At 48.8% G+C, this 26,617-nt stretch carries 18 protein-coding genes; 16 read left to right on the forward strand and 2 right to left on the reverse strand.

What is annotated here, in order from left to right:
- Positions 1-31: 31 nt before the first annotated feature.
- Complete coding sequence (locus C2I18_RS19475) at positions 32-574, reverse strand: TetR/AcrR family transcriptional regulator (protein WP_249902173.1); 543 nt, start codon at positions 572-574, stop codon at positions 32-34.
- 296 nt (positions 575-870) lie between these two features.
- Between C2I18_RS19475 and C2I18_RS19480 the strand changes: the two genes are divergently transcribed.
- The 3 genes from C2I18_RS19480 to C2I18_RS19495 all read left to right on the forward strand — a co-directional run bounded on the left by C2I18_RS19480 (position 871) and on the right by C2I18_RS19495 (position 3,582).
- Positions 871-1,728 (forward strand): aldo/keto reductase, encoded by an 858-nt coding sequence (locus tag C2I18_RS19480; protein ID WP_275100932.1) that lies wholly within the window; start codon positions 871-873, stop codon positions 1,726-1,728.
- Positions 1,729-1,795: 67 nt separating this feature from the next.
- Positions 1,796-2,647, forward strand: a complete 852-nt coding sequence (locus C2I18_RS19485) for an aldo/keto reductase (protein WP_249897399.1) — start codon at positions 1,796-1,798, stop codon at positions 2,645-2,647.
- Positions 2,648-3,108: 461 nt separating this feature from the next.
- Positions 3,109-3,582, forward strand: coding sequence for a hypothetical protein (locus tag C2I18_RS19495; protein WP_249897401.1), 474 nt, complete (start codon positions 3,109-3,111; stop codon positions 3,580-3,582).
- A 66-nt stretch (positions 3,583-3,648) separates the two neighbouring features.
- Here C2I18_RS19495 and C2I18_RS19500 read toward each other — a convergent pair whose 3' ends face one another.
- Positions 3,649-4,485, reverse strand: coding sequence for a YitT family protein (locus C2I18_RS19500; protein ID WP_249897402.1), 837 nt, complete (start codon positions 4,483-4,485; stop codon positions 3,649-3,651).
- A 234-nt stretch (positions 4,486-4,719) separates the two neighbouring features.
- Here C2I18_RS19500 and C2I18_RS19505 point away from each other — a divergent pair, with 234 nt between their 5' ends.
- From C2I18_RS19505 to C2I18_RS19565, 13 genes are all read left to right on the forward strand, one after another.
- Positions 4,720-7,374: a glycoside hydrolase family 28 protein gene (locus C2I18_RS19505; RefSeq protein WP_249897403.1), complete on the forward strand. Its 2,655-nt coding sequence runs from the start codon at positions 4,720-4,722 to the stop codon at positions 7,372-7,374.
- 23 nt (positions 7,375-7,397) lie between these two features.
- Positions 7,398-8,039, forward strand: a complete 642-nt coding sequence (locus C2I18_RS19510) for a YczE/YyaS/YitT family protein (RefSeq protein ID WP_249897404.1) — start codon at positions 7,398-7,400, stop codon at positions 8,037-8,039.
- 29 nt (positions 8,040-8,068) lie between these two features.
- Entirely contained in the window at positions 8,069-8,368 is a 300-nt protein-coding gene (locus C2I18_RS19515) for a hypothetical protein (protein ID WP_249897405.1), read from the forward strand.
- 252 nt (positions 8,369-8,620) lie between these two features.
- Complete coding sequence (galA, locus tag C2I18_RS19520) at positions 8,621-11,008, forward strand: beta-galactosidase GalA (protein WP_249897406.1); 2,388 nt, start codon at positions 8,621-8,623, stop codon at positions 11,006-11,008.
- Between the two features lie 29 nt (positions 11,009-11,037).
- On the forward strand, positions 11,038-12,777 hold the full coding sequence (locus C2I18_RS19525; protein ID WP_249897407.1) for a sensor histidine kinase: 1,740 nt from the start codon (positions 11,038-11,040) through the stop codon (positions 12,775-12,777).
- Positions 12,778-12,808: 31 nt separating this feature from the next.
- Entirely contained in the window at positions 12,809-14,374 is a 1,566-nt protein-coding gene (locus C2I18_RS19530) for a response regulator (RefSeq protein WP_249897408.1), read from the forward strand.
- Between the two features lie 376 nt (positions 14,375-14,750).
- Positions 14,751-15,677: an ABC transporter permease gene (locus tag C2I18_RS19535; protein ID WP_249897409.1), complete on the forward strand. Its 927-nt coding sequence runs from the start codon at positions 14,751-14,753 to the stop codon at positions 15,675-15,677.
- A 17-nt stretch (positions 15,678-15,694) separates the two neighbouring features.
- Entirely contained in the window at positions 15,695-16,621 is a 927-nt protein-coding gene (locus tag C2I18_RS19540; protein ID WP_249897410.1) for a carbohydrate ABC transporter permease, read from the forward strand.
- Positions 16,622-16,687: 66 nt separating this feature from the next.
- On the forward strand, positions 16,688-18,271 hold the full coding sequence (locus tag C2I18_RS19545; RefSeq protein ID WP_249897411.1) for a DUF3502 domain-containing protein: 1,584 nt from the start codon (positions 16,688-16,690) through the stop codon (positions 18,269-18,271).
- A 113-nt stretch (positions 18,272-18,384) separates the two neighbouring features.
- Complete coding sequence (locus C2I18_RS19550; protein WP_249897412.1) at positions 18,385-21,978, forward strand: glycosyl hydrolase 53 family protein; 3,594 nt, start codon at positions 18,385-18,387, stop codon at positions 21,976-21,978.
- 181 nt (positions 21,979-22,159) lie between these two features.
- A complete protein-coding gene (locus tag C2I18_RS19555) occupies positions 22,160-23,968 on the forward strand; it encodes a cache domain-containing sensor histidine kinase (RefSeq protein ID WP_249897413.1) in 1,809 nt (602 codons plus the stop codon).
- Complete coding sequence (locus C2I18_RS19560) at positions 23,965-25,464, forward strand: response regulator transcription factor (RefSeq protein ID WP_249897414.1); 1,500 nt, start codon at positions 23,965-23,967, stop codon at positions 25,462-25,464. The genes C2I18_RS19555 and C2I18_RS19560 overlap by 4 nt, the downstream gene beginning before the upstream one ends.
- A gap of 187 nt (positions 25,465-25,651) precedes the next feature.
- A complete protein-coding gene (locus tag C2I18_RS19565) occupies positions 25,652-26,608 on the forward strand; it encodes an ABC transporter permease (RefSeq protein WP_249902174.1) in 957 nt (318 codons plus the stop codon).
- Positions 26,609-26,617 lie beyond the last annotated feature (9 nt).

Raw genomic sequence — 26,617 nt, forward strand, 5'->3', positions numbered from 1 at the left:
TGCGGAACCGGCATTTCTTGGTTTTATTACTTTAAGATAAGTTTTTTTCTAACAAGATCAGCACTTGTTCTTCCATCACACGAGGAGGATAGGGCATTCCATTCGTAAACCACCATTCTACTAACCCTACGTATGCAGGTGCAAAAAAATGTACCAAAACTTCCTCGTTTAATCCGCTTTCTTTCCCCTCAATCATATCCCACCCATCGCGGATGTCCTTTATAACAAACTCTAGGAATTGATTACGAAAATATGGAGCTCCTTTACTGGCCAACATAGCCGAAAAGAATGCATATTTGCTTTCAAAGTATTCAAACCAGGTTAAATGAACTTTGGCCGTATCAGATTCAGCGTAGCAAATGTCCCAAAGCTCCTTTAAATGTTCTCCAATGAGCTTATCCAATAAGTCGTATTTATCCTTGTAATGATGATAAATCGTTTTTCGGTCAACGTTTGCCCGGTCAGATATTTCCTGCATCGTAATATGATCAAATTCTTTTTCAAGCATCAATTCAATGACGGCTTTTTTAATCGCTTCTTGTGACTTTAATATTCGACGATCCACTTTAGACATATGAAATCCACCAGCTTTCGCATAGATAATCCCCAATATCATGATTTCTGTTACATATTCCACGAATGATCCCCATCTGGTTATTGCGGTAATACTGTATCTCATATAATAATACACATGTGAGGATTATTCCATCCGGGTGGAACAATTATTTTATTCTAATGAACAGTTTATTCGACTGAATTAGGAGTAGTCGGTATCCTCCCGTTACTTGCTGACTATTGTCATATTTCAGTGGCTAAAGCGGGACAGCTATCATTCCCTCAAACCAATTTCTAATAACTTTGGAGGTTCATATGCAAAAAGTAATCTTAAACAACGGTGTAGAAATGCCGATCCTAGGCTTTGGCGTTTTTCAAATTGAAGATCCCGGGCAATGCGAACAGGCTGTCTACAATGCCATTATGGCAGGCTACCGCTTGATTGATACCGCGGCTACTTATTTAAATGAAGAAGCGGTGGGAAACGCCATTAAACGAAGCGGTGTCCCAAGAGAAGAACTATTCATTACGACAAAACTTTGGGTGCAGGATGCTGGATATGAGAATACTAAGATAGCATTCGCAAAATCTCTGGAAAAACTGCAATTGGATTATTTAGATTTATATTTAATCCATCAGCCATTTGGTGATGTGTACGGTTCTTGGCGTGCTATGGAGGAGTTGTACCGTGAGGGTAAGATCAGAGCAATCGGTGTTAGCAACTTCTATCCCGACAGGATGGTGGACTTAATTCTTCATAACGAAGTTGCTCCCGCAGTAAACCAGGTCGAAACTCATCCATTCCATCAGCAAACCGGGAGCCAAAAAGTCATGAAAGCGTACAACGTTCAGATTGAGTCATGGGGACCTTTTGCGGAAGGAAAAAACAATCTGTTCCAAAACAAAATTTTGGTATCCATAGCTGAAAGGCACAATAAATCAGTCGCTCAGGTGGTTTTACGCTGGTTTATACAAAGAGGGATTGTTGTAATTCCAAAATCTGTTCGTAAGGAAAGAATGATCGAAAACTTTAATATCTTCGACTTTGAATTAAGCAAAGAAGATATGGATCAGATTGCTGCGTTAGATACAGGCAAGAGTTTGTTCTTTTCTCATACCGACCCTGAAATCGTTAAATGGATGGGGAATTATAAGATTGGTGATGGAATCTAGAACAGGTTTGGGAGGGTTCAACAGGTTAAATACAGAAAATCAATAAAAATTTAAAGGAGAGACTTATATGGAATATGTAACCTTAAATAATGGAGTGGAAATGCCAATTATCGGTTTTGGCGTGTATCAAATCACGGACATGGCAGAATGTGAACGAATCGTCGGAGAGGCAATTACAGCAGGTTATCGTTCTTTTGATACTTCAGCTGCTTACTTTAATGAAGAAGCTGTTGGACGAGCTATCGCTAAAAGTGATGTGCCTCGTGAAGAGTTTTTTATCACCACAAAATTATGGATTCAAGATGCAAGCTACGAAGCTGCGAAGGGTGCTTACCAAGCTTCTTTGGATAGATTGGGTTTGGACTTTTTAGACCTTTACTTAATTCACCAACCCTTTGGTGACTATTATGGTGCATGGCGTGCTATGGAAGAATTATATGAAGACAAAAAAGTTCGCGCGATTGGCGTCAGTAACTTTGACGATGCTCGCTTAGCTGACTTGATTATCCATAATAAAGTCGCTCCGGTTTTGAATCAAGTGGAAACTCACCCATTCTTTCAACAAAAAACTGCCATTGAAACCATGAAAAAATACGGTGTTCAAATTGAATCATGGGGGCCATTCGCCCAAGGCGGTAATAATATTTTCTTGAATCCGGCATTATTAGAAATTGCAGAAGCTCATGGAAAATCAGTAGGTCAAGTTGTATTACGCTGGCATATTCAACGAGGGGTCGTGGTGATTCCGAAATCAACGAATCCAAATCGTATGAAACAAAACCTCGATGTTTTTGATTTTGAATTAACAAAAGAGGATATGGGGAAAATTGCTGAGTTAGATTTAGGACACAGTGAATTAATCGACTATTTACAAGCTGCATCAGCAGAAATGCTAAACAGCTTAAAAGTACATGAATAAGCGAACACTAAAAGCTGAGAATTTTCTCAGCTTTTTTGCTGCAATTGGGCGCTTTTCTTGCTATGAAATTTGAATATAAGGGATTGCCAGGGGGAAACAAAGTGCCATTTTGCATGCTTTTGAAGAAATAGGCCGCAGTCAGACCGCGTATAACGTATACAAACAGTTCGGAAATCAGAGGAATACCCTATCCGCCTTTAAGCATGCCGAAGAACAGCGGGGAATATTAGCCGATCTGGGAGTCTCCAAAGAGTGGTATGCCGGCAGCGCAGATCTATCCAGGCACTATCACAGGCAGATAGAATTGTACTTAATTTAGATGATTTCACTCCAGAAAAAATAACTGAGATCACCGACGGGATTCTAAGGAAAGCTAACCCGAACGGAGATTTAAAGAACTTGCAAGAATTATTAATTATAGTTAACGGAAAAATCACAAGGATATATGGGGGATAGATAGCATGGATTTGCAATTATTTATACAATCTGATGTGAGTAACAAATCATTGGCAGAAGCTATTGAAAACATAATAATCAGCATTCTGGATGAAAAGGTGTCGGTTCATAATGATGAAGAAGAATCCGTTATCGGAACTGATTATTTCTCATTAGCTCTTGAACTTGAGGATATTTCAGACATAGAATTTGTTAGAACCCATTATGACATAGATGTTAACCGCTGCATTAGGGTCCAGCTGTTTGGTAACACCTTTTATCAAGGACTGGAGTCTTTGTTTGCATTCATGGGGAAAATTATAAAACAATGTGCCGGGAATCTGTTGTTATTAGAAAATGGTTCCGATCAGCTGCTCAGGAAAGAAAATGGTCAGTTAATTGTTAATCATGATCTGGACCAATATCAGAAAAAGTATTTAACCTCAAGTCTGCTTGGTTTACTTGATCATTCTTATGCAGAAGGGGAATTGAAAAAATAGGGGGTTACCAGGTTCTTGTCCAAAAAAACGGATGAGAACCTGGTTTGTTTTTAATAATCTAATTACTTATTTTGAAATATCAATAAATCCTTCGCCGAACACATCGCGCACATCATGAATGGTGACAAAAGCGTTTTTGTCCGCAGCCCGGACGATCTTCTTGAGCATGGACACTTCCTGCTTGCTGATGACGATGTAGAGGACTTCTTTTTCATGACCGGTATAATAGCCGTATCCCCGCAGCACCGTTACCCCGCGGTCCATAATCTCCGTGACCTGTTCAGCAATGCGGTCGTAGTTCGCCGAGATGATGGTCACCGCTTTTTTAGGATTAACCCCCTCGATAATGAACTCCATGGCTTTTGTACCGATATAGAGGATGACGAATGTAAACATCATTTTTTCAACCCCGATCACGAAGACGGACAGGGCGGCAACGATGAGATCGAAGAACAGCAGGGCGTAGCTTATATTCCAGTCCCAGTATTTATTGGCAAGACGGGCCAGAATGGTTGTACCGGCAGTGGTGCCCCCGACCCGGATAATTAATCCGATCCCTACTCCGGCAAAAAGACCTGCGAAGATAGCGTTAATCACAGGTTCATCCGAGGCAATCCGCCAATGTTCAGTCAAGTGCAGGAACAGGGAGTTGAAGGCAACAGTGATGATCGTATAGACGGTCGTTTTTTTGTCCAGCAGCTTGAAGCCGATGATCAGCAAAATACCGTTCAGAACCATGCCGACCAGCGCCGGTGACCATTTCAGCAAATAATACAGAATAATCGATACCCCGGTTACCCCGCCTTCACCAAAATCATTGGGAATCACAAATAAATTGACGGCAAGCGCAAAAATAAATGCCCCTACGAGCAGCATGCCCATATCGTATAGTCTTTTTTTCATCCTAATCCTCCGTAATTTGAATTCACTCACACAAAAAAAAGCGACTAAAGGGAAAAATCATCCTTTAATCGCTTTGTGGCAAACGTTAGATTGCACAGCTCTTTTGATATAGGTATCATAACAAGCCTTGCAGGGGATGTAAATCTTTTTAAACAGGAAATCCGCGCACCCATGTAGAATGAAAACGGTAGATCCAAATGGCAAGGATATGTCCCGGATAAAATGGAGGCTATTATGTTTCAAGTAACGGAAGCGACAGGGTGCCCTTTTGGCAAAGAATATTTATTGAAGGAAGAGCGCAAGTTCGATATCCGCGATTATGGGGCGGGTGTGGGGAATTCTCCTGCAGAGAATACAAAGGCTATTAATGACGCCATTAAGGCGGCAGCTGCAGAAGCCGGAACGGTGGTTATCCCTGAAGGGAATTACAGAGTCTATACAATTCGTCTGCTAAGCGGCGTTAATTTGTATTTGTCCGCAGGCAGTGTACTGTCCGCAGCCCGAACAGATATCCGCCAATCCTATGTGCAGCAGACCGGAGAAGGCGGTAACTACGAAGAGCCTGAGGTGAATTTATATGCCGGACTGCAGGATCACGGGCACACTTATTTTGCGAACAGCCTGATTTATGGTGCGGATATCCGGGATGTGATGATTTACGGGCCCGGGCTGCTGGACGGAAGCTCTATGGATGATCAGGGGGAACTGGAGCAGGTTCTGCTCGGAGGGGACCCGGAGGAGCCGGTCCGCCGGAATGAGCCGGGTCACCGGGGAGAATGGTTTGGCAATAAGGCGGTTGCGCTGGTGCGGTGCGAGAATGTGGCGTTGTGCGGTTTTTCAATTCTGGCCGGCGGCCATTTTGCCATCATCACGACCTGTGTGAAGAACTTGTATGTGGAACGTATCCTGGTCGATACGAACCGCGATGCATTGGATGTGGACTGCTGCGAGAATGTGACGATTGTTCATTCCACCTTTAATTCATTGACCGATGATGCCATTGTGTTAAAAGCCTCCTACGGCGGCGGAATATTCATGCCCCTGCGCAATGTGCTGATTGAGGACTGCCTGGTATGCGGCTACGACGTAGGCTCCGTATTTGCGAAAACGTATACAACAGACAAGCTGATCGCCACCGACCGCTGCGGCCCGACGGCCCGTGTCAAGCTGGGTACGGAATCTACCTGCGGGTATGATTGTGTTACAGTCCGCCGGGTGGAGTTCAAAAGGTCCAGAGGGTTTGCCCTTGAGGCGGTGGACGGGGCGGATTTGAGCAATATTATTTTTGAAGATTCTACAATGGAAGACGTAAGCAGTTCTCCAATCTTCATCAAGGCGGGCGACCGTGGGCGCTTCCCTGTGACAGGGAACAGTACGGAGGAAGAGCTGTTTGCGGCCGGAGATGGTGCGCCAAATGTAAGGCTCGATCAGCCTCACTGGATGCTGCCGGCCAAGGAGCCTTATCAGGTATATCCGGCCCGGCGTTATCTGCCGTCTTATAACAGAACCCGCAAAGTTTCTGCGGACGGTTCGGCCCAGTTTTACATTGTCGATCCCGAGCAGCCCTGCAGATTGAATCCGGCGAACTATCATGCAGAAGACGGGAAATGGTTTGCGGTCAGGTACGATGAGCTCCAGCGGAAATATGTACCCGACTACGGAAAAGAGTTACAGGGAAGTGAGCTTCCCCTGTACGCCAATGCGAACGGGAGCGCTCAGATCGCCAGTGTCCGTGATATTGTGATCCGGAACATTACAGCCAGAAATGTGGATCCCCGCTATCCCGTTGAGCTAATGGGACTGACAGGCAGCCGGATCCGGAATATATCCATCAGCAATGTTACCATAGAGTACCGCGGCGGTCTGAGCCTGGAGCATGCGGTGGAGCAGCGGCAGCTGAATACCAGCTGGGAATATACCCAGTATGGCCGGGCGAAACGCAGCGTGCAGCCGCTGCCGTGGCTTGTGAATACATTTTTTCTGAAAAATGAAGGGCTGCTCCCCCGCGCCGAATGGGATCCTCAGGCAGGGACGTGGAAGGATGCGCCGTTCAACGTACCCGAGCTGCCGGAGGTGTATCCTGAGCCCAGCAACTGGGGCATTCTGCCGGCTTACGGCCTGTATGCAAGACATGTGGATAACCTGCATCTGGACGGAATTGAGCTGCGTTATCTCACCGAGGATACCCGGTATCCCATTGTGCTCGACGATATTGTACACGGCTCTCTCCGCAATATCCGTGCTGACCATGCACAAGGGGTGGAGGAAGTCGTCATAGTACGCAACCTGTTCAAACGTCCGGCAGGCCTGGAATATGTTCCGGGTTATCCTTATCATCCGACAGGTGTTGAAGATGTGGCAATAGATGGGACGCTGTCTGTCAAAGTTGCAGAAGTTGCAGCGCCTGCCCCGGGTACTCCGAAAGACACTTTGTACAGCCATGAGACTGCAGCGATTCCCGGTAACGGATACCATTATCCGGTCCGGACCGCAGACTATCCTGTGCCGCAGACGGTATTCCGGCCGTTCTTCGCCTCCGTTCCGGAGCAGAACGTCAAGGCGGGTGAGACCCTTTCCTTTGGTGTGCTGGCCAGACAACCTGCTTTTGAAGCTTCCGCCCGGGAGACGGACGGCAGAATTTATAATGAAACGGTGTCAGATAAAGATCCGTCTGTACGCGGAATTGCAGAGCCTATGACTTTAACGGCAGGTAAGCTGCCTGAGGGAGCGGTTTTCGAAGCTTCCGCTTTTGTTCCGGGCCGGGCCTGTATGTTCAGCTGGACTCCTCCTGCCGGTGCGGTCCGCGAGGAGCCTTATATCATAGAATTTATTGCTGATGACGGAATCCTCCCGGTCACCCTGGAAGTCAGCATCAAGGTGTCAGAATGAAACGTATGGAGAGCTACAGGAGTATGACAGATCCCAAGCGGCTGATTGTAATGGTCATCGGCAATATATTTTTAGGAATGGGCATCAGTATTTTCAAGCTGTCCGGTATGGGCAATGACCCCTTCAGCGGCATGGTCATGGCGCTTGCAGACCTTAGCGGCATCACTTATGCGATTTTTTTGATTTTACTGAACCTCGTATTGTTTGTCATTGAATTTGTTACGGGACCGAGATTTATAGGACCCGGTACTTTCGTTAATGCCATTCTTCTGGGTTACATCGTTACATTCTTTCATAATACCTGGCTGGAGCTGCTGGGAGAACCGCAGCTGTTCTGGCAGCAGGTTGTTACCGTGGCGGTTGGCGTCGTAGTGTGCAGCTTCGGGGTATCGATGTATCAGTCATCGGATGTGGGCGTAGCGCCGTATGACAGCCTGTCTCTGATTATGAAAAACAGGCTCCCGAACATCTCTTATTTCTGGCACCGGATGTTTACGGATGCGCTTTGCGCATTAATCTGCTTCCTGGCAGGGGGAATTATAGGGCTTGGTACGCTGGTGTCCGCTTTCGGCCTGGGACCGATCATTCATTTTTTCAACGTGAATTTTACGAATAAGCTTCTGGCCCCAAAGGCGGCAAACGGGAGGACGACACGGTTCCGTTAATTTAGTACGGATAAGAGCCGGAATTGGCCGTGTACGGGCTGAAAGTCGAAATCAAAGGTAAAAGTACCTCTGAATTGGCCGTGTACGGGCTGAAAGTCGAAATCAAAGGTAAAAGTACCTCTGAATTGGCCGTGTACGGGCTGAAAGTCGAAATCAAAGGTAAAAGAACCTCTGAATTGGCCGTGTACGGGCTAAAAGTCGAAATCAAAGGTAAAAGTACCTTTGAATTGGCCGTGTACGGGCTGAAAGTCGAAATCAAAGGTAAAAGTACCTTTGATTCTTTCCTGCATGAGGCAAGCCGTGCCCTACTACAAGCCTATAGTGTCTAAATTTATGAGCCGGGCCGGCAAGCAGGGCACATAGCAGATGCTTTTCCTTTCCAATGGGGGAAGCCAAACCACAAGGTACCAAGGACGCAGCCATACAGCTGTGCACCAGGTGCCTTGTTTTATTTTTGCATTATTTCCCTTTTTAAGAGCTGGAGATTCATTTTGTGCTATTGATTAATCATATTTTCCTAACCGGGGACTGCGAAACTCCTCTACAATGAAAATAATATGTTATCAGGAGGTATACGAAGCGTGAATACTGGAACGGTCAGAAGCAAAAGCTTGTTTGATAAAGAATGGGGCTTTTACAAAGGAGATATCCGGATCCCCTATGCAGTGAAAGCTGGAATGACAGGCGGTATTACCGATATAAGCACTCATAAGGAAGGGGAGTGGCTGGATATCGCGTTCAATGATAAAGGGATGGGGGAGCAGCAGCTGGAATGGTCCTCTGTCAGCCTGCCGCATGACTGGTGTGTGGAGCAGCAGTATGTTCAGGATGAACATCTGGGTGCCAGAGATGGCAGCCATGGTTATTTACCAGGCGGGACAGGCTTTTACCGGAAGGTGTTTGAACTGCCGTCAGAAGCAGCCGGAAGCAAATGGCTCATCCGTTTTGACGGAGTTTCCGGCACCAGCACGGTATGGGTTAACGGGCATCTGATCGGCTCTCATCACGGGGGATATATCGGATTCAGCTATGATCTGTCGGATGTGCTCCGCTACGGGGATGAAGGCAGGAATGTCATTGTCGTCAAGGTGGATGCAACGGAATGTGAAGGCTGGTGGTATGAGGGCTGCGGTATTTACCGGCATGTCTGGCTGGAAAATATGGATCTCCTGCATGTAGCGGAATATGGCACTTACGTAACGACACCTGAAGTTGCCAAAGAGCAGGCTACAGTTAACATCCGTACCCGTGTCCGCAATAATTATACGGAGGGGCGTCAGATATCTCTGCAGACGGTGATTTATGACGGTTCCGGAGTTCAGGTCGGCAGCCAGTCAGCGGATCTCTATGCAGATTGGTATACGGAAACAGAGCTGGAGCAGAGCTTCAAGGTGCAGCAGCCTATGCTATGGGGGCCTGATTCCCCTTATTTATACAAGGCGGAATCGGTCATCGTGTATAATGGTCAAGAGCTGGACCGGTATGAGACGGTGTTCGGCATCCGCAGCATCATTTTCGATGCGGAGCAGGGGTTCTTCCTGAACGGTGAGCCGCTGCTGATCAAAGGAACCTGTAATCATCAGGATTTTGCCGGTGTTGGCGTGGCGCTTCCTGATAGCCTTATTGAATATAAGCTCAAACTGCTGCAGGAGATGGGCTCCAATGCCTACCGCAGCGCACATCATCCGCCTACCCCCGAACTGCTGGATATCTGCGACCGGATCGGAATGCTGGTCATGGATGAGAACCGTAAGCTGGACAGCAGTCCGAATGGCTTAAGCCAGCTGGAGCGGCTGCTCTACCGTGACCGCAACCATCCGTGCGTAATCATCTGGAGCCTTGAGAATGAAGAGGTTCTGGAAGGCACCGTGACAGGCGCCCGGATTCTGAAGACGCTGGCGGATACGGCGCGCCGTATCGATCCGACACGCCCAACCTGCGCTGCAATGAACCACGGCTGGAATGAGAACGGATATAATGATGCGGTTGAGATCACCGGCTATAATTACGGGCACCGCGATCATCTGGATATCCGCGATCATGAGCAGTATCCCGGACGTCTGATGATCGGCAGCGAATGTGCAAGTTATACAGCGACCAGGGGAATTTATGAAGATGACCCGGCCAGAGGCTACTGCTCCGAATATGGTACGAATATTCCATCATGGGGCTGTACTCCGCAGCAGGCCTGGAAAGACCTGGTGAATAACCGCTTCCTGACGGGTGTCTTCATGTGGACAGGATTTGATTACCGCGGAGAACCGACTCCGTATCTGTGGCCGTGTATAAATTCTCATTTCGGTCTGATGGATACTTGCGGATTCCCGAAAGACAGCTATTATTATATGCAGGCCGTGTGGAAGGAAGAGCCGATGGTTCATGTGCTGCCGCACTGGAATTGGCCGGGTTCAGAGGGTAAACTTGTTGAGGTGCGTGTATTCTCCAATACCGATACGGTGGAGCTGTATCTGAACGGCCGGAGTCTGGGGGAACAGCAGGTTGACAGAACGGGATATTTGTCCTGGAATGTCACCTACGAGCCCGGAGAACTGCAGGCTGTCGGAAAGCGCGGCGGCCAGCCAATCGCCCGCAAGTCTGTAATTACAGCGGGACAGCCGTATCAGATCGTCCTTTTCCCTGACCGGCTGAAGGCCAGGGCGGATGGAGCGGATACCATTCCGGTACGTGTTGCTGTCCAGGACAAGGAAGGGAATATCGTACCGGCTGCCGATAACGACATCCGCTTTGAGGTTTCCGGAGCAGGTTCCTTATTGGGTGTAGGAAACGGCAACCCAAGCAGCCATGAGCCGGACAAGTCTTCACGGCGGCGTGCATTTAACGGCTGGTGCCTGGCTTTGGTTCAGGCCTCCTGCAATTCCGGTTCCATTAAAGTGCGTGCTGTATCGGACGGGCTTGCTTCTGCGGAGCTGATTTTGCAGGCAGCAGACGGAGAGTTAATGCACAATTAACGAATTTATATAGAGGATGGCTTTAGACAATGCCCAGGCTTAAGAAATATGTACCTTTCACTTACAAAATGATGGTTCCATACCTGCTTCTGGTCTTGCTGACAGATGTGTTCATTGGTTATATCTCTTATTCGATGCTGACAGATTCGAGGACAGAGATGGCAGAGTCCACGATCCGGACAGGGATGGAGCAGGCCAGGGACAACATCCGGTATCAGATGGATGAAATCCAGCGGATGTCCGATAATTTGTTCGGAAGCCAGCATTTCCAGCGGGCCATTGAGCTGAAAGGGACGCCGTTTGAGAATTACCTGACGATGATTGATGATATTCTTCCCCAGCTCACTGCACCGCTGCAGCTGTTCGGGAATAAGATCCGCTTCATGCTGTTTACTCCGAACAATATTCACAATGTGGTCTCCGGAGATAATCTGGATGAGCCGATCGTGGACAGCGACTATTACATTCTTCCTCTTGAGGAGATAACCGGTACGGAGTGGTTTCAGTCTCTCAAGGACTCCAAACGGGATAACATATGGCTGCAGATTGATACGGACCAGAAACTCGGCAATATCTCTCATGCCCGGAGGCTGATCAGCTTCAGTGATAACAAAACGCTGGCCGGTTTCATCCGCATTACCGTTCCGCTTGAGGATTTGTTCGGCGGATTTGATACCTTCCCTGTAGAGGAAGGAATTACGGTGCGTTTGATTGACCGGACAACCGGCGACGTTATGTTTCAGCGCGGGACAGCCGAATATGACGCTGAGCGTGAGGATTTTCTGAACCTGCATGAACAGATTCCGGGCAGCGAGTTATTCATTGAAACACTGGTTCCGGAAAAATACCTGACCCAGGATGCAGGCAGACTGCGCAAGGTGATTATAGCAGCCTGTACGCTAAGTTTTCTGGTCATGACCATGATCGGATTTGTAGTGGCGCGTATTTCCGGGCGTAAGATGAGCCGCATTGTCGGTCTGATGCGCTCCTTCCAGGAAGGGAATTTCCAGAAACGGATCCGCTTCTCAGGCAATGATGAATTTGTACAGATTGCCGATTCCTTTAACGATATGGCCGCCAATATTCAGGGGCTGATAGACAGAGTCTATGTGCAGGAGATTCAGAAAAAGCAGGCTGAACTAGAAGCCCTGCAGGCCCAGATTAATCCGCACTTCCTGTACAATACCCTATCGTCGATAAGCAGTCTGGCGAATCTGGGGGAAATCGACAAGGTTACGGAGATGGTAGAGGGATTGTCGCATTTCTACCGGCTGACGCTGAACCAGGGCAATGTGTACATTGAGCTGGAGAAGGAAATGGAGCAGGTAAAGACCTATCTTGAAATCCAGCGGGTCAAATATGCGGATGCCTTCACTTTGTATGTCGATGTTGAAGAGGACATTATGCATATGCAGGTCATTAAGCTGGTGCTGCAGCCTTTTGTGGAAAATGTATTCAAGCATGCCTGGTTCGGAAAATCGATTTCGATCCGCCTGACCGGCCGGAGAGTCGGCGATAATATTGAGCTGAAGGTGATTGACAACGGCCTGGGCATGCGTCCCGAAGATATCCGTAAAATGATGGAAGGTCCCAATCATTCAGGCGGTTACGGGGTGAAAAATGTCAATGAACGGATTAAGCTCAGGTACGGAGACAACTATGGTGTGACCATTGCAAGCATTTACGGGGCCGGAACAACCGTTCAGCTCCTGCTTCCCGCCGGGCATACGGTGAATACAGGAACTGAGAGCAGTCCCGGTGATGAATGACGTGGTTGCACAACAGGCACAGGAGGAATTTATGGTGAGGACTATCAATGTATTGCTGGTTGACGATGAGGCTGTGGATCTGGAGTGGATGCGGCGCAGAGTGTTGTCCAGCGGACTTGATATTGCAGTAGTTGGCACAGCCAATAACGGTTTCGATGCGCTTGAACTTGTAGAGCGCGAACGTATAGACATTATTCTGTCGGATATACGGATGCCGATTATGACCGGTACGGAGTTTGCCCGCAGGGCGAAAAAGATCAATCCCAAAATCAAAATTGTATTCATCAGCGGCCACGAGGATTTCAGCTATGCCAAGGAAGCCATTCAGATCAGTGCCTCCGGTTATTTGCTGAAGCCTGTGAAGGATAAGGACCTGTATGAGATGCTGCAGACTTTATGCTCAGCCATAGAACAGGAGCGGGAACGGAACCGTTCCCTGGATGAGGCCATGTCGCTTTTTAACAAAGAGCTGATTTTACGCTGGTTCGAAGAGAACTCCCCTGAACCTGCCGCGCCCCAATTGATGAATGCCCTGAGTCCATTGTTAATAAAAGGGGCAACGGCAGCCATTATTGAAATAGATGATCTGGAATGGAAAATGCAGGATTTGCCCGAAGATGATGCACGCCTGCTGATCCGGCAGGCCGTCCAATTCGTTAAATCCCTGCTCGAAGAGACCAAAATCGGAACGATGATTACCGCTTCCCATCACCGGTTTATCTTTTTATGCAGCCGTCCCCAGGAAGAATTCCTGCAAGTCATGGAGGGGGTTATCCAGAGGGCTGCAGAGTCTTCTCTTTGCACAGTCACCATTGGCGCCGGCCATTATGCCCGGACAGAAGGGGAACTGCATGCCTCCTATAAGCAGGCACAGGCTGCACTCAGTGCAAAATGGCTGCTGGGTAAAAACAGGCTGATCCGTGATAACATGGAGCCTTTGCCGCCAGGCACACAGGGAACCGGCATCGACCAGACGCTGGAGCAGCTGCTTGAAGCCATTATCCAGTATGATCTCGTGGCCATCGATGACCATCTGCTCCAGCTGATGCGGAATACCGGCAAAAAAGATGTCTATGACCTGATTATCCGTATCACCTCCAAACTGCATGCCGATCTGCAGCAGCAGCATGAGAATCTGTATGAACTGCTTCAGTGGGAAACCCATCAGCCGGAGATTCTGTTCCAGTTCGAGACGATACATGACATTTTGTCCTGGATGAGACGGAGATTCTTTGAACTGTCGGAGCTGTTATATGTAAAACGGCAGCGGCAGAAGCGCAAGCTGATTGATGAGATCACCAACTATGTAGAAGAGAATCTGGAGTCGAAGATTACTTTAAAAGAAGCGGCCGTCCACTTTAACTTCACTCCGAATTACTTGGGTTACCTGTTTAAGGAAGGTTACGGCATCCCTTTTAATGACTATGTGAAGGAACGCAAGATGAACCGGGTATTCGAGCTGCTGCAGGACCCGACGCTGATGATCTATGAAATTGCGGAGCGGATGGGCTATAAGAATCTCATCTATTTTAACAGGCAGTTCAAGCAGATTACCGGCATGACCCCGGGAGAGTACCGCAAAAAGCATAAAATATAGCGATATAAAATGAACTTGAAAATATCCTATAAGGAAATAGGGCGGAGGAGAAGTTTGGAACTGTAGGAGCGATAGCGTCCGCCTTTGTCTGCGGATTTCAACCGCGTAGAGCGGTATAAATCAAAGAAATCTGCAGACAACAGCGGCTGGAAGTCCAAACATTCTCTGGAGTCACGACCATTCAAAATAGAAAAAATAGAATTAGAGCGCTGCCCAGGCTAACAGACCTGAAGGCAGCGTTTTTTATTTTGTATACATTTTTAACGATTATCGTTGGAAAAGTATTAGTATTTGTTGGCGCGCTCAATCCACAAGAGAGAATTGCTTTTTTATAATAAATACATAGAGATATTGAGTAGTGGGAAGGGGATTGGAGATGAAAGTGAAAGAATATGGATTCTGGCATAAAGTGAAAAAGAATAGAACCTTGCTGCTTATGCTGACTCCGGCAGTTTTGTTCTTCCTGTTGTTCGCCTATGTGCCTATGGCCGGGATCGTACTTGCATTCAAGCAGTACAACTATAGCGGGGGGATCTTTAACAGTCCGTGGAACGGGCTGGATAACTTCCGGTTTTTCTTCGGTTCAGGCGACGCCTGGCGGGTAACCCGGAATACAGCGCTGTATAATATAGCCTTTATTGTCGTTAATAATGTGCTGCAGATCTTTGCGGGCATTCTACTCTTTGAGGTTGCGGGAAAATGGTTCCGGAAGATTACGCAGACGATTCTGTTCCTGCCGTACTTCATTTCCTGGGTAGTCGTTGGAGCGATCGCGTACAACCTGTTTAACTTTGATGTCGGTACCCTGAACGTATTGCTGAAGGGACTGGGAATGCAGCCGATTGATATTTACAATACCGCATCCTACTGGCCGGTTATTCTCGTAGTGGTATCCGCCTGGAAAGCACTGGGTTATGGTACGATCATGTATCTTGCGGCAATTACCAGTATCGATACGGAGATGTATGAAGCAGCGCAGATTGACGGCGCAAACATCTTCCAGCGCATTATGAAAATTACCGTTCCGAATCTGATTCCTACCGTAATTATTCTGGTCCTGCTGGCTATAGGCAATATCTTCCGCGGAGACTTCGGCATGTTCTATAACATGGTCGGCAACAACGGCCTGCTGTTCTCTTCTACGGATGTTATCGATACCTTCGTCTTCCGCTCCCTGACCACTTCCAATGAGATCGGAATGTCTGCGGCAGCCGGATTCTATCAGTCACTGCTGGGCTTTGCAACCATTATGCTTGCCAACTATGCCGTGCGCAAATACGATAAAGACCGTGCTCTATTCTAAACAAAGGAGGCAGCTTAATGAGTTCTGCTACTGTTAACGGTGACGTTAAAAAGGTGCGCAAGCGTGCCAATATCGACCAAATCATCCTGTCTCTTATAGGATATGTTACACTTACAATTCTTGCAGTGTTTTGTATCGTGCCTTTTCTGCTTGTTATATCTGCTTCACTGAGTGAAGAGAGCTCGATCATCCAGAACGGCTTCCAGATCATTCCGTCTACCTTCTCCACAGAAGCTTACAGGCTGCTGTTCGAGTTTCCGGCTGATATGCTCCGGGCGTATGGCGTAACGATTACCGTTACTGTAATTGGTACTGCAGTCGGATTATTTCTGACTTCCATGACAGCCTATGTGCTGTCCCGGAGAGATTTTGAATGGCGCAGCGGCTTTTCGTTCTTCTTCTTCTTTACTACCCTGTTCAGCGGCGGACTTGTGCCTTCATACCTGCTTATCATTAACTTTCTGCACCTTAAGGACACACTGTTAGTGCTGATCCTGCCGATGCTGATGAATGTATTCTATATCATCGTTATGAAGTCTTTCATGAGCAGCATCCCGGATGCCATCACGGAATCCGCAAAGATTGACGGAGCAGGCGATTTCCGGATCTTCCTGCAGCTGATCATTCCTTTGTCCAAGCCTGCACTCGCTACTATCGGCCTGTTCATTGCCCTGGCTTACTGGAATGACTGGTATAACGCGCTGCTCTACATTTCCAAATCCGAACTCATGCCGCTGCAGTATTATCTGTACAAGATGCTGGGCAATATGGATGGAATGCGTAAAGCAATGATGGCTTCAGGAGCCGTTGTGAACACGGATTTGCCGACTGAGAGCCTCAAGATGGCGATGACCATTGTCGCAACAGGCCCGATCCTGCTGGCTTATCCGTTCATTCAGAAATATTTTGTACAAGGTCTCACTATCGGTGCTGTCAAAGGATAATCCCGGTTTATCCGGTTATCAATATATCACTTTTATTAACTACTTCATTAGGGGGAAATACCTGTCATGATGAACAAGAAAAAGAAACTCACTGTCACACTGGCAACAATGATGACGTTCGGGACCATCCTTAGTGCATGCGGAGGCGGCAATAATGCCGCCAACACTGCCGGGGAAGCAGCAAACAGCGGGGCGAATGCAGCAAATTCGGCGGCCAATTCCGGCGCCCCTGATACGTCCAAAGAGGTTAAGCTCAAAATGATTCTGGTCGGCGGTGAGCCCGGCGACTACGATCAGGTCTTTGGAGAGCTGAACACAAAGCTGAAAGAGAAGATCAACGCAACAGTTGAAACCGAATTCCTGGACTGGTCGGACTGGACCCAGAAGTATCCGCTTAAATTTGCCGCCAATGAGGATTTCGACCTTGTGTATACGGCTAACTGGGCTTTCTATAACGACCAGGCGCTTAAAGGCGGATTTATGGAACTGACAGAAGACATGCTCTCCAAGTATATGCCGCAAACCTGGGCATCCATGCCGAAAGTAAACTGGGAGCAGGCCAAAGTTGACGGCAAGATCTATATGGTTCCGAACAACAATGTTGAAGTTACAGATAAAGTCGTATTGTACCGTGAAGATCTGCGCAAAAAATACAATCTTCCGGAAATCAACAGTCCTGAAACCTACGCCGATTATTTGAAAACGGTTGCTAAAGAAGAACAGGGCGTAACGGCATTCGGGGCAAAACCTGCGGATGGCTGGAAGTTCCATGAGCTGGACCAGACTTTACTGGAGCAGAACAACGATTTCAATCTGGTAGATGCCAACCTGCTGCCGCTGGCTTACAAGCTGGATGATGCTACAGGCCAAATCTTTAACATCTATGACACACCGGAATTTACTGAACTGCTTAAGTACTACAAAGATCTGGCCGACAACGGCGCATGGTCGAAGAACGTAGTCAGCAACAAAAATGATGTGTGGCAGGATATCAAAGCAGGCAAGACTTCCTCGTATGCACATAACCTGGGAACCGTTGCGGCGAACCTGACCGAAATGCGCCGGGATAAACCCGAAGTGGAGCTGGGAATTGCTGATCTGACACCGGACAATAAGAAAATTGCTGCGATCGCCACACAGAACGGGATGTCCATCCATGCAACCTCGGAGAATCCGGAACGTGCCCTGATGCTGATCGACCTGCTGCAAAATGACAAGGAGATCCACGACCTCACCATGTACGGAATTTCCGGAACCCATTACATTCCGGAAGGCGATGACAAGTTCAGTGCAGGACCGGCAGCTGCCAACTACACAGGCTTCTCGAACTGGGGCTGGAATTCCCCGCTGAACCGTCAAGACGCAGCTTATCCTAAGGAAGCTGACGACATGTTCAATGTATGGCAGGAAAATGTCTACCACTTCCCGCTTGAAACCTTTGTATTTGATACAGCAAAAGTGAAAAATGAAGTAGCGAATATCGGTAACGTTATGCTGCGTTATGCCATTCCGCTGGAATACGGCTTGATCGATGACCTTGAAAAAGGCCAGGCAGATCTGATCAAACAGCTGAAATCAGCCGGCATTGACAAGGTACAGGCAGAAATGCAAGCTCAGGTTGACGCTTTCCTGGCTGCTCAAAAACAATAGACCAGCGCTTCAGGGCTGCGCCAAAGTACGGCTTTGGCGCAGCCTTTTATATAAAGACAGGTTAGTGCTGCAGATCCAATACTACACAACACAATATCCCGGGAGGTTGTAATGTGAAAAACAGAAAAAGAATTCTGGCCTTCATTCTCTTCATTGCAATGGTTCTGTCTACAGTATCTACCGGAGCACCTGCACAAGCAGCGCCATCCAATGCTCCAGGAACATTTTCCAAAGGCGCAGATATCAGCTGGCTGCCGCAATTAGAGGCGCTCGGATATAAATTTTATAATGATAACAAGGAAGAAGAAGATCTTCTGCAAATCCTGAAAGATCATGGAATCGATTCCATCCGGATCAGAGCATGGGTTAATCCTTCGGACCATCCTTCCAACGGCCACAACAGCACAGAAGAGGTAGTTGCATTGGCCTCGCGTGTAAGCGCTCTCGGGTTTCGGGTGATGATCGATTTCCACTACAGCGACAGCTGGGCTGACCCCGGCAAACAGGTTACGCCTGCAGCATGGGCTGGTGCGGATCTGGAGCAGTTAAAGGTGCATGTGTCGGAATATACAACCGATGTTATGAAAGCGCTAAAAGAAGCGGACGTGACCCCGGAGTGGGTCCAAATCGGCAATGAAATCAACAATGGCATGCTGCATCCGCTGGGAAGCTACAGCAATATTACGAACCTCGTGCAGCTGCTTCAGGCCGGTTCAAGTGCCGCCAAATCTGTTTTTCCGGATATCAAGGTGATTATTCACAGAGCAAACGGTGCAGAAGAGGGTGTGGATTCCTTCTATGCCGGTCTCGTAGAAGCAGGCTTGAAAGACAGTGACTACGATATCATAGGGTTGTCTTACTATCCTGACGCTATCTATACCTCCTCCATTGACGAACTCAGCGCGAATATGAATAAGCTTGAACAAAATTACGGCAAGGAAGTTATGATTGTTGAAGTGGGCGGCAACGTGTCTGAAGATGTGGACAGTGTCCATAACATGCTTGTAGCTGTCCAGAATAAACTGCATGCCGTTCCAAATAACAGAGGCACCGGTATATTCTACTGGGAACCGACGGGGATTATGTTTGACTATCCGTTATCCGCATGGAACAAGGACGGTTCGCCAACCATTGCGATGGATGCCTTTATTGACGGCGCTGCCGAAATCAACCGTTATCCGGTGCAATCGGTAACACTTGACCAGCCTGAGGCTGCTGTTGAAGTGGGCGGAAACAGCAAATTGACGGCAATCATCACGCCTGAGAATGCAACCTTCAAAGGTGTGAAATTTACAAGCTCCAACCCTGACGTTGTGAAAGTGGATCTTTACAACGGGACGATTTCCGGGCTGTCGCTTGGAACGGCTACCGTAACAGCGGTTACTTATGACGGCGGATTTACAGCAACCAGCGAAGTTACTGTTATTCCCAGCACAAGCCTGATCCAGAATCCCGGTTTTGAGGATGGGCTTAACTCCTGGTCTCTTACAGGGGATGAAGATGTGGTGACGATCGAAGATGATGTGTATACAGGTTCGTCGGCATTGCACTACTACAGCCCGGCACCTGCCGAATTCACGGTTTCGCAGACACTTACGGGACTGGACAACGGAACCTACACCTTATCCGCCTGGGTTTCCGGCGGCGGCGGTGAAGAGGTATCCGAGATCTTTGCGGGTGATGCAGCGCAGAGCTTTACCAATACCGGCTGGAGAGAATGGACGAATCCTGCGATAGAAGAGATTGAAGTCACAGACGGGACATTAACCGTAGGGGCCCGCTATAAGCTGTCCGACGGGGAATGGGGAAATCTTGACCACTTTGAGCTGAAAAAGAAAGATAATACCCACTATGTGCCTGTAATTAATCCAAGCTTTGAAATTGTTAAGGAAGACGGGACTCCTGAAGGCTGGACCCTTCCGGATGCCACGCCGTTAACAGAAGGCACCGGCCATACCGGAGCGAAGTCGCTTGGATTCTGGAAAGAAACCGCCTTTACGTTTGAAGCTTTTCAGGAGCTTACCGGTTTGACGAATGGAACCTACACACTATCCGCCTGGTCACAGGGCGCCGGAAATGAATTGAGAAATGAGCTGTATGCGGTTACCGGCGATCAGGCGCCTTTAACAGCCAGCTTTGCGAATAAGGGCTGGAACAAGTGGAACCAGGCCGTTATTGAAAATATTAAGGTGACTGACGGAACACTGAAAATCGGGGTTTCACTGGATGCCAACGCCGATAACTGGGGTTCTTATGACGATTTCGTTCTGATCAGAACGAGCGAAGACCCAGTGACAGAGGTTCCTCCAACCGGCGAAGAACCTGAGACACCGGCTCCTCCGACTGGCGAAGAGCCAGAAACACCGGCTCCTCCAACGGGTGGAGAGCCAGAGAATCCTGCACCTCCAGCCAGTGGTGGAGATACAGGGACGGTGGCCCCTCCAGCTGCCGGAAGCACCGGTAATTCAACTTCCGGAAGCGTCACAGCGGGAAGCAGTACCCCAGCTGCAGAGCCTGCCGGTTCCATGAATGACGGTACGATGGTTTACAGCCTTCTGGTCAAAACGGCAGCAGATACGGCGACCGGTCTGCCGGCTGCCAAACTGGATGCCGGCGTGATCAACGCCTTGATTCAAAAAGTAAAAGAATCTGAAGCCGCCGGACAAAAAGCGGCTGTTGAAATCAAGCTGGAAGCTGCAGCAGATGTACAGTCTGTCCAGCTGTCCGTTCCGAAGGACGCACTTAAACTGCTGACAGATACCACAAAAGCGGATCTGAAGGTGGACGCGGGCATTGCGGCAATTACTTTTGACCACAAATCAACATCAGTAATAGGCAGTGCGTCAGCAGACAGCATTATAAGTATTACCAAGCTTGCTGCATCCGGTTTTCCGGAGAATATCCGGAACATCATTGGTGACAGAGCTGTATATGACTTCTCTGTACAAGCGGGTGACGCTGAAATTACAGCGTTCAACGGCGGTAAAGTAGAAATCAGCATACCTTATGCTCCCCGGACAGGTGAACAGACAAACGCTATTGTCGGCTACCACATTGACAACGCAGGCATCCTTAAGCCTGTCAGAGGAGGCTATGATGCATCTGCAGGAGAGGTCAACCTTCAGACCACCCATTTATCCCATTATGCGGTCGGGTATAATGCAGTGGAATTCAAGGATGTAAGCTCCGGTCACTGGTATAACGATGCAGTTAGTTATATGGCGGCAAGAGGAATGGTGAACGGCACAGGCGGCAGCTTATTTGCCCCCGGGAACAAGGTCACCCGTGCAGATTTCCTCATGATGATTATGAATGCCTATGGAATTGCAGCAGACCCTTCAGCAACTGTTAATTTCGCGGATGCAGGCAACAAGTATTATTCCGGCTATCTGGCTGCTGCGCGGAATTTAGGATTGGTTTCCGGGATGGGAGATAATCAGTTTAAGCCGGAAGCTGCCATCAGCCGGCAGGACATGTCCGTTATTTTCTACAACATTCTGAAGCATCTGGGCGAGCTGCCAAGCGGCAATAACGGCATAAGCTATGACGGCTTTGCCGATACAGCGGCTGTATCCGGCTATGCTGTGGATGCCATGAAGGCGCTGGTGGAAGCCGGATTCATTGCAGGAGATCACAATAAGCTGGCTCCAGGGGATGTTGCAACCCGGGCGCAAGCCGCACAGCTTCTATACAACGCTATTCAATAATCTTGAAGTCAGAGCCCAGCGCCGGAGGATATCCGGTGCTGGGCTTAACCCGGTTGAAGAGGGCCAAAGCCTGAATAGAGAAGGAGATTATTGACTTTCATTCGACATATCATGCATTGTAGTATTGAATCCTGCCGGAATGGTCTGGCAGGAAAGAGCTGTATGAGCCGGAGGATGAACAATGAATAACAACAGGCGGCGGCCGTTCGGGGGTACCTTCAACTTCAGCACCAAGCTGATTATTGCCTTATCGGCTGCCAATATTCTGATTTCCAGCATTACAGGCATCATTACGTACCGCATCCATCTGTCTCTGTTCAATGATGAGGTCAGCCGCCAATATTATATGACTACAGAGCAGATTCTTGCCCAATTGGACTCCAGAGTCAACGATATGTACCGGGTCACCGATTACATCACCTTGAATCCGTCCGTCAGCCAGGCGGTTATGGAGCAGAGCGAGAGGTCCGATTCCTATGAGCGGATGAAGCTTGAACAGATGTTGGATAAGGAGATTTATCAGGTCCGTCTGGATGCGCCGGAAATTATGGGGATACGCATTTATGATTTAAAGGGCAATATTCTCAACCTGGGGTCTTTTTCAGGCCGGTTCAACAATTTCACCAGTTCTTTTCTGGAGGACATGCTGGCGAGACTGGAACCGACCGGCGGGGAGTATGTATGGAGCCGGACTGTTGAAAGCGATTTCCTTCAGGGGACCACCACCAATGTGCTGTTAGCCGGCAGGCTTATGCGGACCATTGAACTGGAAACCTACGGAGTGATGCTGATTTTATTCAACAATTCGCTGTTTGAATCGCATATGAAGGATCTGCGCATTCATGAGAATACCGAAGCTTATTTATTTGATGGAGAAGACCGGCTTGTCTATTCGCTGAATGGCTCGAATGATCCCCAGGCGCCTCTTCTTGCTGATATGCCGCCGGCAGGAAGTATTGTGCGCAAAGAGCACGGCGTGTCCTACATGTATACGAGACAGGAGTCAGAAAAAGTAGGCTTTACGCTGGTGAGCAGAGTATCGATGGAACAAATTCAAAGTGAAAGCAGAGTGATCCTGCAGGTGGCCGTTGCATCGGCACTGGCGAGTCTTGTCAGCCTCAGTATCATAATTACAGTGATCAGCCGGATGCTTCTGCGGCCGTTAGGCAGCCTTGTCCGGGGAATGAGGCATGTGCGTGAAGGCAAATTTGACACCCGGGTTGTCATCAGGAGCAGGGACGAGCTTGGTTTTCTCGGTGAGAGCTTTAACAATATGACCGCACATATCGAAAATTTGATCTATGAAATGTATGAACGCAAAATCAATGAAAAAGAAGCGGAGCTGAAGGCCATCCAGGCCCAGCTTAATCCTCATTTTCTGTATAACACACTCGGTATGTTCTTCTGGAAGTTCTATATGCTTGGGGATGAACGGTCGGCCCGTCTGATCAACAGCCTGTCGGAAATGCTGCAGTATACGCTGGAGCCTGTCGGGCAAATGACTACATTACGGGATGAGATCAAGCAGATGAACAACTATCTGGAGATCCAGAAGGAGCGTTACCCGGATTCGCTTACCGCTGAAATTGCCATTCCGGAAGAAATCATGGATTGCCGCGTATTCAGGCTGCTAATTCAGCCGATTGTGGAAAATGCCTTCATTCATGCCTTTCATAATAAAAAGACAGACCGCCGCCTGCGGATTACCGGCTCTGTTCAGCCCGAAGGAGACGGTGCTGATCACGTACTGGTCCTGGAGATCAGCGATAACGGCTGCGGAATGACGCAGGAGAAGATTGACCGGATTCTGAATCCGTCACCGGAGCCTGTACCCGATAAACGGAACCGTATAGGAACCGAAAGCGTCATCCGGCGGATTGAGCTGGCTTATGGCGCCCCGTATGGAGTCGAAATACAGTCGGTACCCGGCGAAGGAACAATGGTGCGTATGAAACTGCCGTACCGGCTGCTTGGAGGTGAAGAGGCTTGATCGGTAAACTGCTTGTTGTAGACGATGAAATCTGGTTCCGTGAGGGCCTGGTGCAGTTAATCACCAGCAACCAGCTGGGGTGGGAAGTAGTCGGCGAAGCTTCTGACGGGGAGGAGGCGATGCAGGCGGTAGCGCTGTACAAGCCGGACCTCGTCATCACAGATATCAATATGCCGGTAATGGACGGGCTGCAGTTCATGGAATGGCTGTCCCGCTGCCATCCGGATATCAAAGTCATTATTCTGACGGGATACCGTGACTTTGAATATGCACAGCGCGCGCTGCGGTATGGGGCGGTAGAGTTTTTGCTCAAGCCCTTCTCGCTGGATGAGGCTTACCGCGTCTTCCGCACAGCCTATGAGGAGCTGAGGCTGAAGCAGCTGGAGCTGCGGGTCGCCATCCAGGAGCAGCAGACCGGGCTGTTCCGGGCTGCACTGTTCGGGCTGCCCTGTGAGCGTACACTCAGAGAGCGCTGGGAAGAGCATTGGCGGGAAGCTGACTTCTGTATTCTCGAGGTTCAAAGCTATGAGCTGCCGGGCAAAAGGTATTCTTCAGGCGATATTGATCTGCTTCATTATGCGGTAACGAATATTATACAGGAGCTGCTGCAGAGACATGCTGTAGAAGGCCTTTATGTTCCCTTGCGCAAGGAGGCTTTTGCTTTTCTGTTAAAGCCCGGCTGCGAAGGGGAGAAGTACGGCACAGCTGTGCAGGAGGCTCTGCAGCGCTTCATGGATCTGACAACCAGCTGGCTCAAGGTGGGGGTGGTCAGACAGTTTGCCGATCTGGCGGACCAATACGGGATGCTGTCCGCACAAGGCAGCGGCAGGGTGGAGGACCTGGCAGCAGTGGACGGGTTTGCCCTGCTGAAGGAGGAGCTGCTGTCTCTGCTTGTCACCAGTGATCTGCCTGCGGCAGAGCGCAGGCTGGAGGATTATGTGAACCAGGCAGCCCTCGCCGGACTGCAGGTCTGCAAGACCAGAGTCTATACGCTGATTACTGTTTTTTCAAGTATTCTGCATACGGACTTCAAGCATCTCCAGGCGGCCGCGGCTGACGAGGAGCTGAACCCCGCCCGTATTCTCCAGTTTCAATCGGTGGAGAAGCTGGTATCCTGGGCCAAGGAGAAATGCACAGAGTTTATAGATATTTTTGATGACTGGCTGAACAGGCAGCAGGATAATACCGTGCTTCAGGCCAAACAGTACATTAGCAGTCATTACCGGGAAGACTGTTCACTGCAGACCGTCGCTGCGCATGTGCATGTTACGCCGAATTATCTCAGCAACCTGTTCAAGAAAGAGACCGGAGTAGGCCTTACCCATTACGTCGCCCAGCTGCGGATCGAGGAAGCCAAGACCCTGCTGCAGCGCAGCCGTCTGCGGATGACGGAGATTGCCGAGCGGGTCGGATTTGATAATTCCAGCTATTTTACAGTGGTATTCAAGCAGATGACCGGAGAATCGCCGCGTGAGTTCCGGAAGCGGACCGAGTAGTCTCCGTACTATCCCATAACGTTATCCTGCAGCCACCCGGCCTTATATGGCGGGTGGCTGCTTTGTGTAGAAATTCAAAAAAACATCGTAGGATTTTAAATGTTCCTGCTGCGCGCGGCCGTTACAATCAATGTATAACCACTAAACAAAGAGCAGCACGATGGGAGAGGAGTACGTGATGGAAATTATGAATGCAGCCCCGGCTGCAGACGCGGCCGGTCCTGAAGCAAAGGGAAGATTCAGCGGACCGAAATGGAAACGCTTCAAAACAAATTTGCCCCTGCTGCTGATGTTCACACCGGTCATTTTGTTTTATCTGATCTTCCGGTATGCACCGATTGGCGGGCTGGTCATTGCCTTTAAGGATTACAATTTTTATGACGGGGTGTTCAACAGCCCCTGGGTCGGTTTTCATTACTTTGAAGTGCTGTTCCAGGATCCCCGGACCCTGGAAATTATCCGCAACACCCTGGTGCTAAGCCTGCTGAGTCTCGCTGTCGGTTTTCCGATTCCGATTATTCTGGCCATCATGCTCAATGAAGTGCGCAGCATGGCCTTCAAACGGACTGTCCAGACCATTGTGTATATGCCTCACTTCTTGTCATGGGTTATCATTGCCATGCTGGTAAGCACAGCGTTTGCCATGGAGAACGGGCTGGTTAACCGGGTTGTCGAACAAATCACCGGTAATACTTATCCGTTTATGTACGAGAAGTTCTCCTGGGTCTCCATCTTTATCGGCTCAGGAATCTGGAAAGACATGGGCTTCAATGCCATTATCTTTCTGGCTGCCCTCTCCGCCATTGATCCCAGCCTGTATGAGGCCGCGGCCATGGATGGAGGCGGGAAAATGCGGCAGATCTGGCACATTACCCTTCCCGGTATCCGTCCCACCATTATCCTGCTGCTGATTTTATCGATGGGCCGCGTAATGGAGGTAGGCTTTGATCAGGTATTCATGCTCCAGAATGCGAACGTGAACCAGATTGCCGATGTCATCAGCACCTACATTTACCGGATCGGTCTGCAGGGTGCACAGTTCAGTCTGACGACAGCAATGGGATTGTTCGAATCATTAGTGGCGTTTATCCTGGTGTTCACGGCCAATACGATCGCCCGCAAATTTGACCAAGGTCTATGGTAAGGAGGAAGC

The organism is Paenibacillus sp. PK3_47, from assembly GCF_023520895.1.
In the GTDB taxonomy this organism is placed as follows: domain Bacteria; phylum Bacillota; class Bacilli; order Paenibacillales; family Paenibacillaceae; genus Paenibacillus_AQ.

Coding starts and splice junctions, on each gene's coding strand:
- C2I18_RS19475 (WP_249902173.1), bottom strand. CDS start 574: ATGTCTAAAGTGGATCGTCGAATATTAAAGTCACAAGAAGCGATTAAA.
- C2I18_RS19480 (WP_275100932.1), top strand. CDS start 871: ATGCAAAAAGTAATCTTAAACAACGGTGTAGAAATGCCGATCCTAGGC.
- C2I18_RS19485 (WP_249897399.1), top strand. CDS start 1,796: ATGGAATATGTAACCTTAAATAATGGAGTGGAAATGCCAATTATCGGT.
- C2I18_RS19495 (WP_249897401.1), top strand. CDS start 3,109: ATGGATTTGCAATTATTTATACAATCTGATGTGAGTAACAAATCATTG.
- C2I18_RS19500 (WP_249897402.1), bottom strand. CDS start 4,485: ATGAAAAAAAGACTATACGATATGGGCATGCTGCTCGTAGGGGCATTT.
- C2I18_RS19505 (WP_249897403.1), top strand. CDS start 4,720: ATGTTTCAAGTAACGGAAGCGACAGGGTGCCCTTTTGGCAAAGAATAT.
- C2I18_RS19510 (WP_249897404.1), top strand. CDS start 7,398: ATGACAGATCCCAAGCGGCTGATTGTAATGGTCATCGGCAATATATTT.
- C2I18_RS19525 (WP_249897407.1), top strand. CDS start 11,038: ATGCCCAGGCTTAAGAAATATGTACCTTTCACTTACAAAATGATGGTT.
- C2I18_RS19530 (WP_249897408.1), top strand. CDS start 12,809: ATGGTGAGGACTATCAATGTATTGCTGGTTGACGATGAGGCTGTGGAT.
- C2I18_RS19535 (WP_249897409.1), top strand. CDS start 14,751: ATGAAAGTGAAAGAATATGGATTCTGGCATAAAGTGAAAAAGAATAGA.
- C2I18_RS19540 (WP_249897410.1), top strand. CDS start 15,695: ATGAGTTCTGCTACTGTTAACGGTGACGTTAAAAAGGTGCGCAAGCGT.
- C2I18_RS19545 (WP_249897411.1), top strand. CDS start 16,688: ATGATGAACAAGAAAAAGAAACTCACTGTCACACTGGCAACAATGATG.
- C2I18_RS19555 (WP_249897413.1), top strand. CDS start 22,160: ATGAATAACAACAGGCGGCGGCCGTTCGGGGGTACCTTCAACTTCAGC.
- C2I18_RS19565 (WP_249902174.1), top strand. CDS start 25,652: ATGAATGCAGCCCCGGCTGCAGACGCGGCCGGTCCTGAAGCAAAGGGA.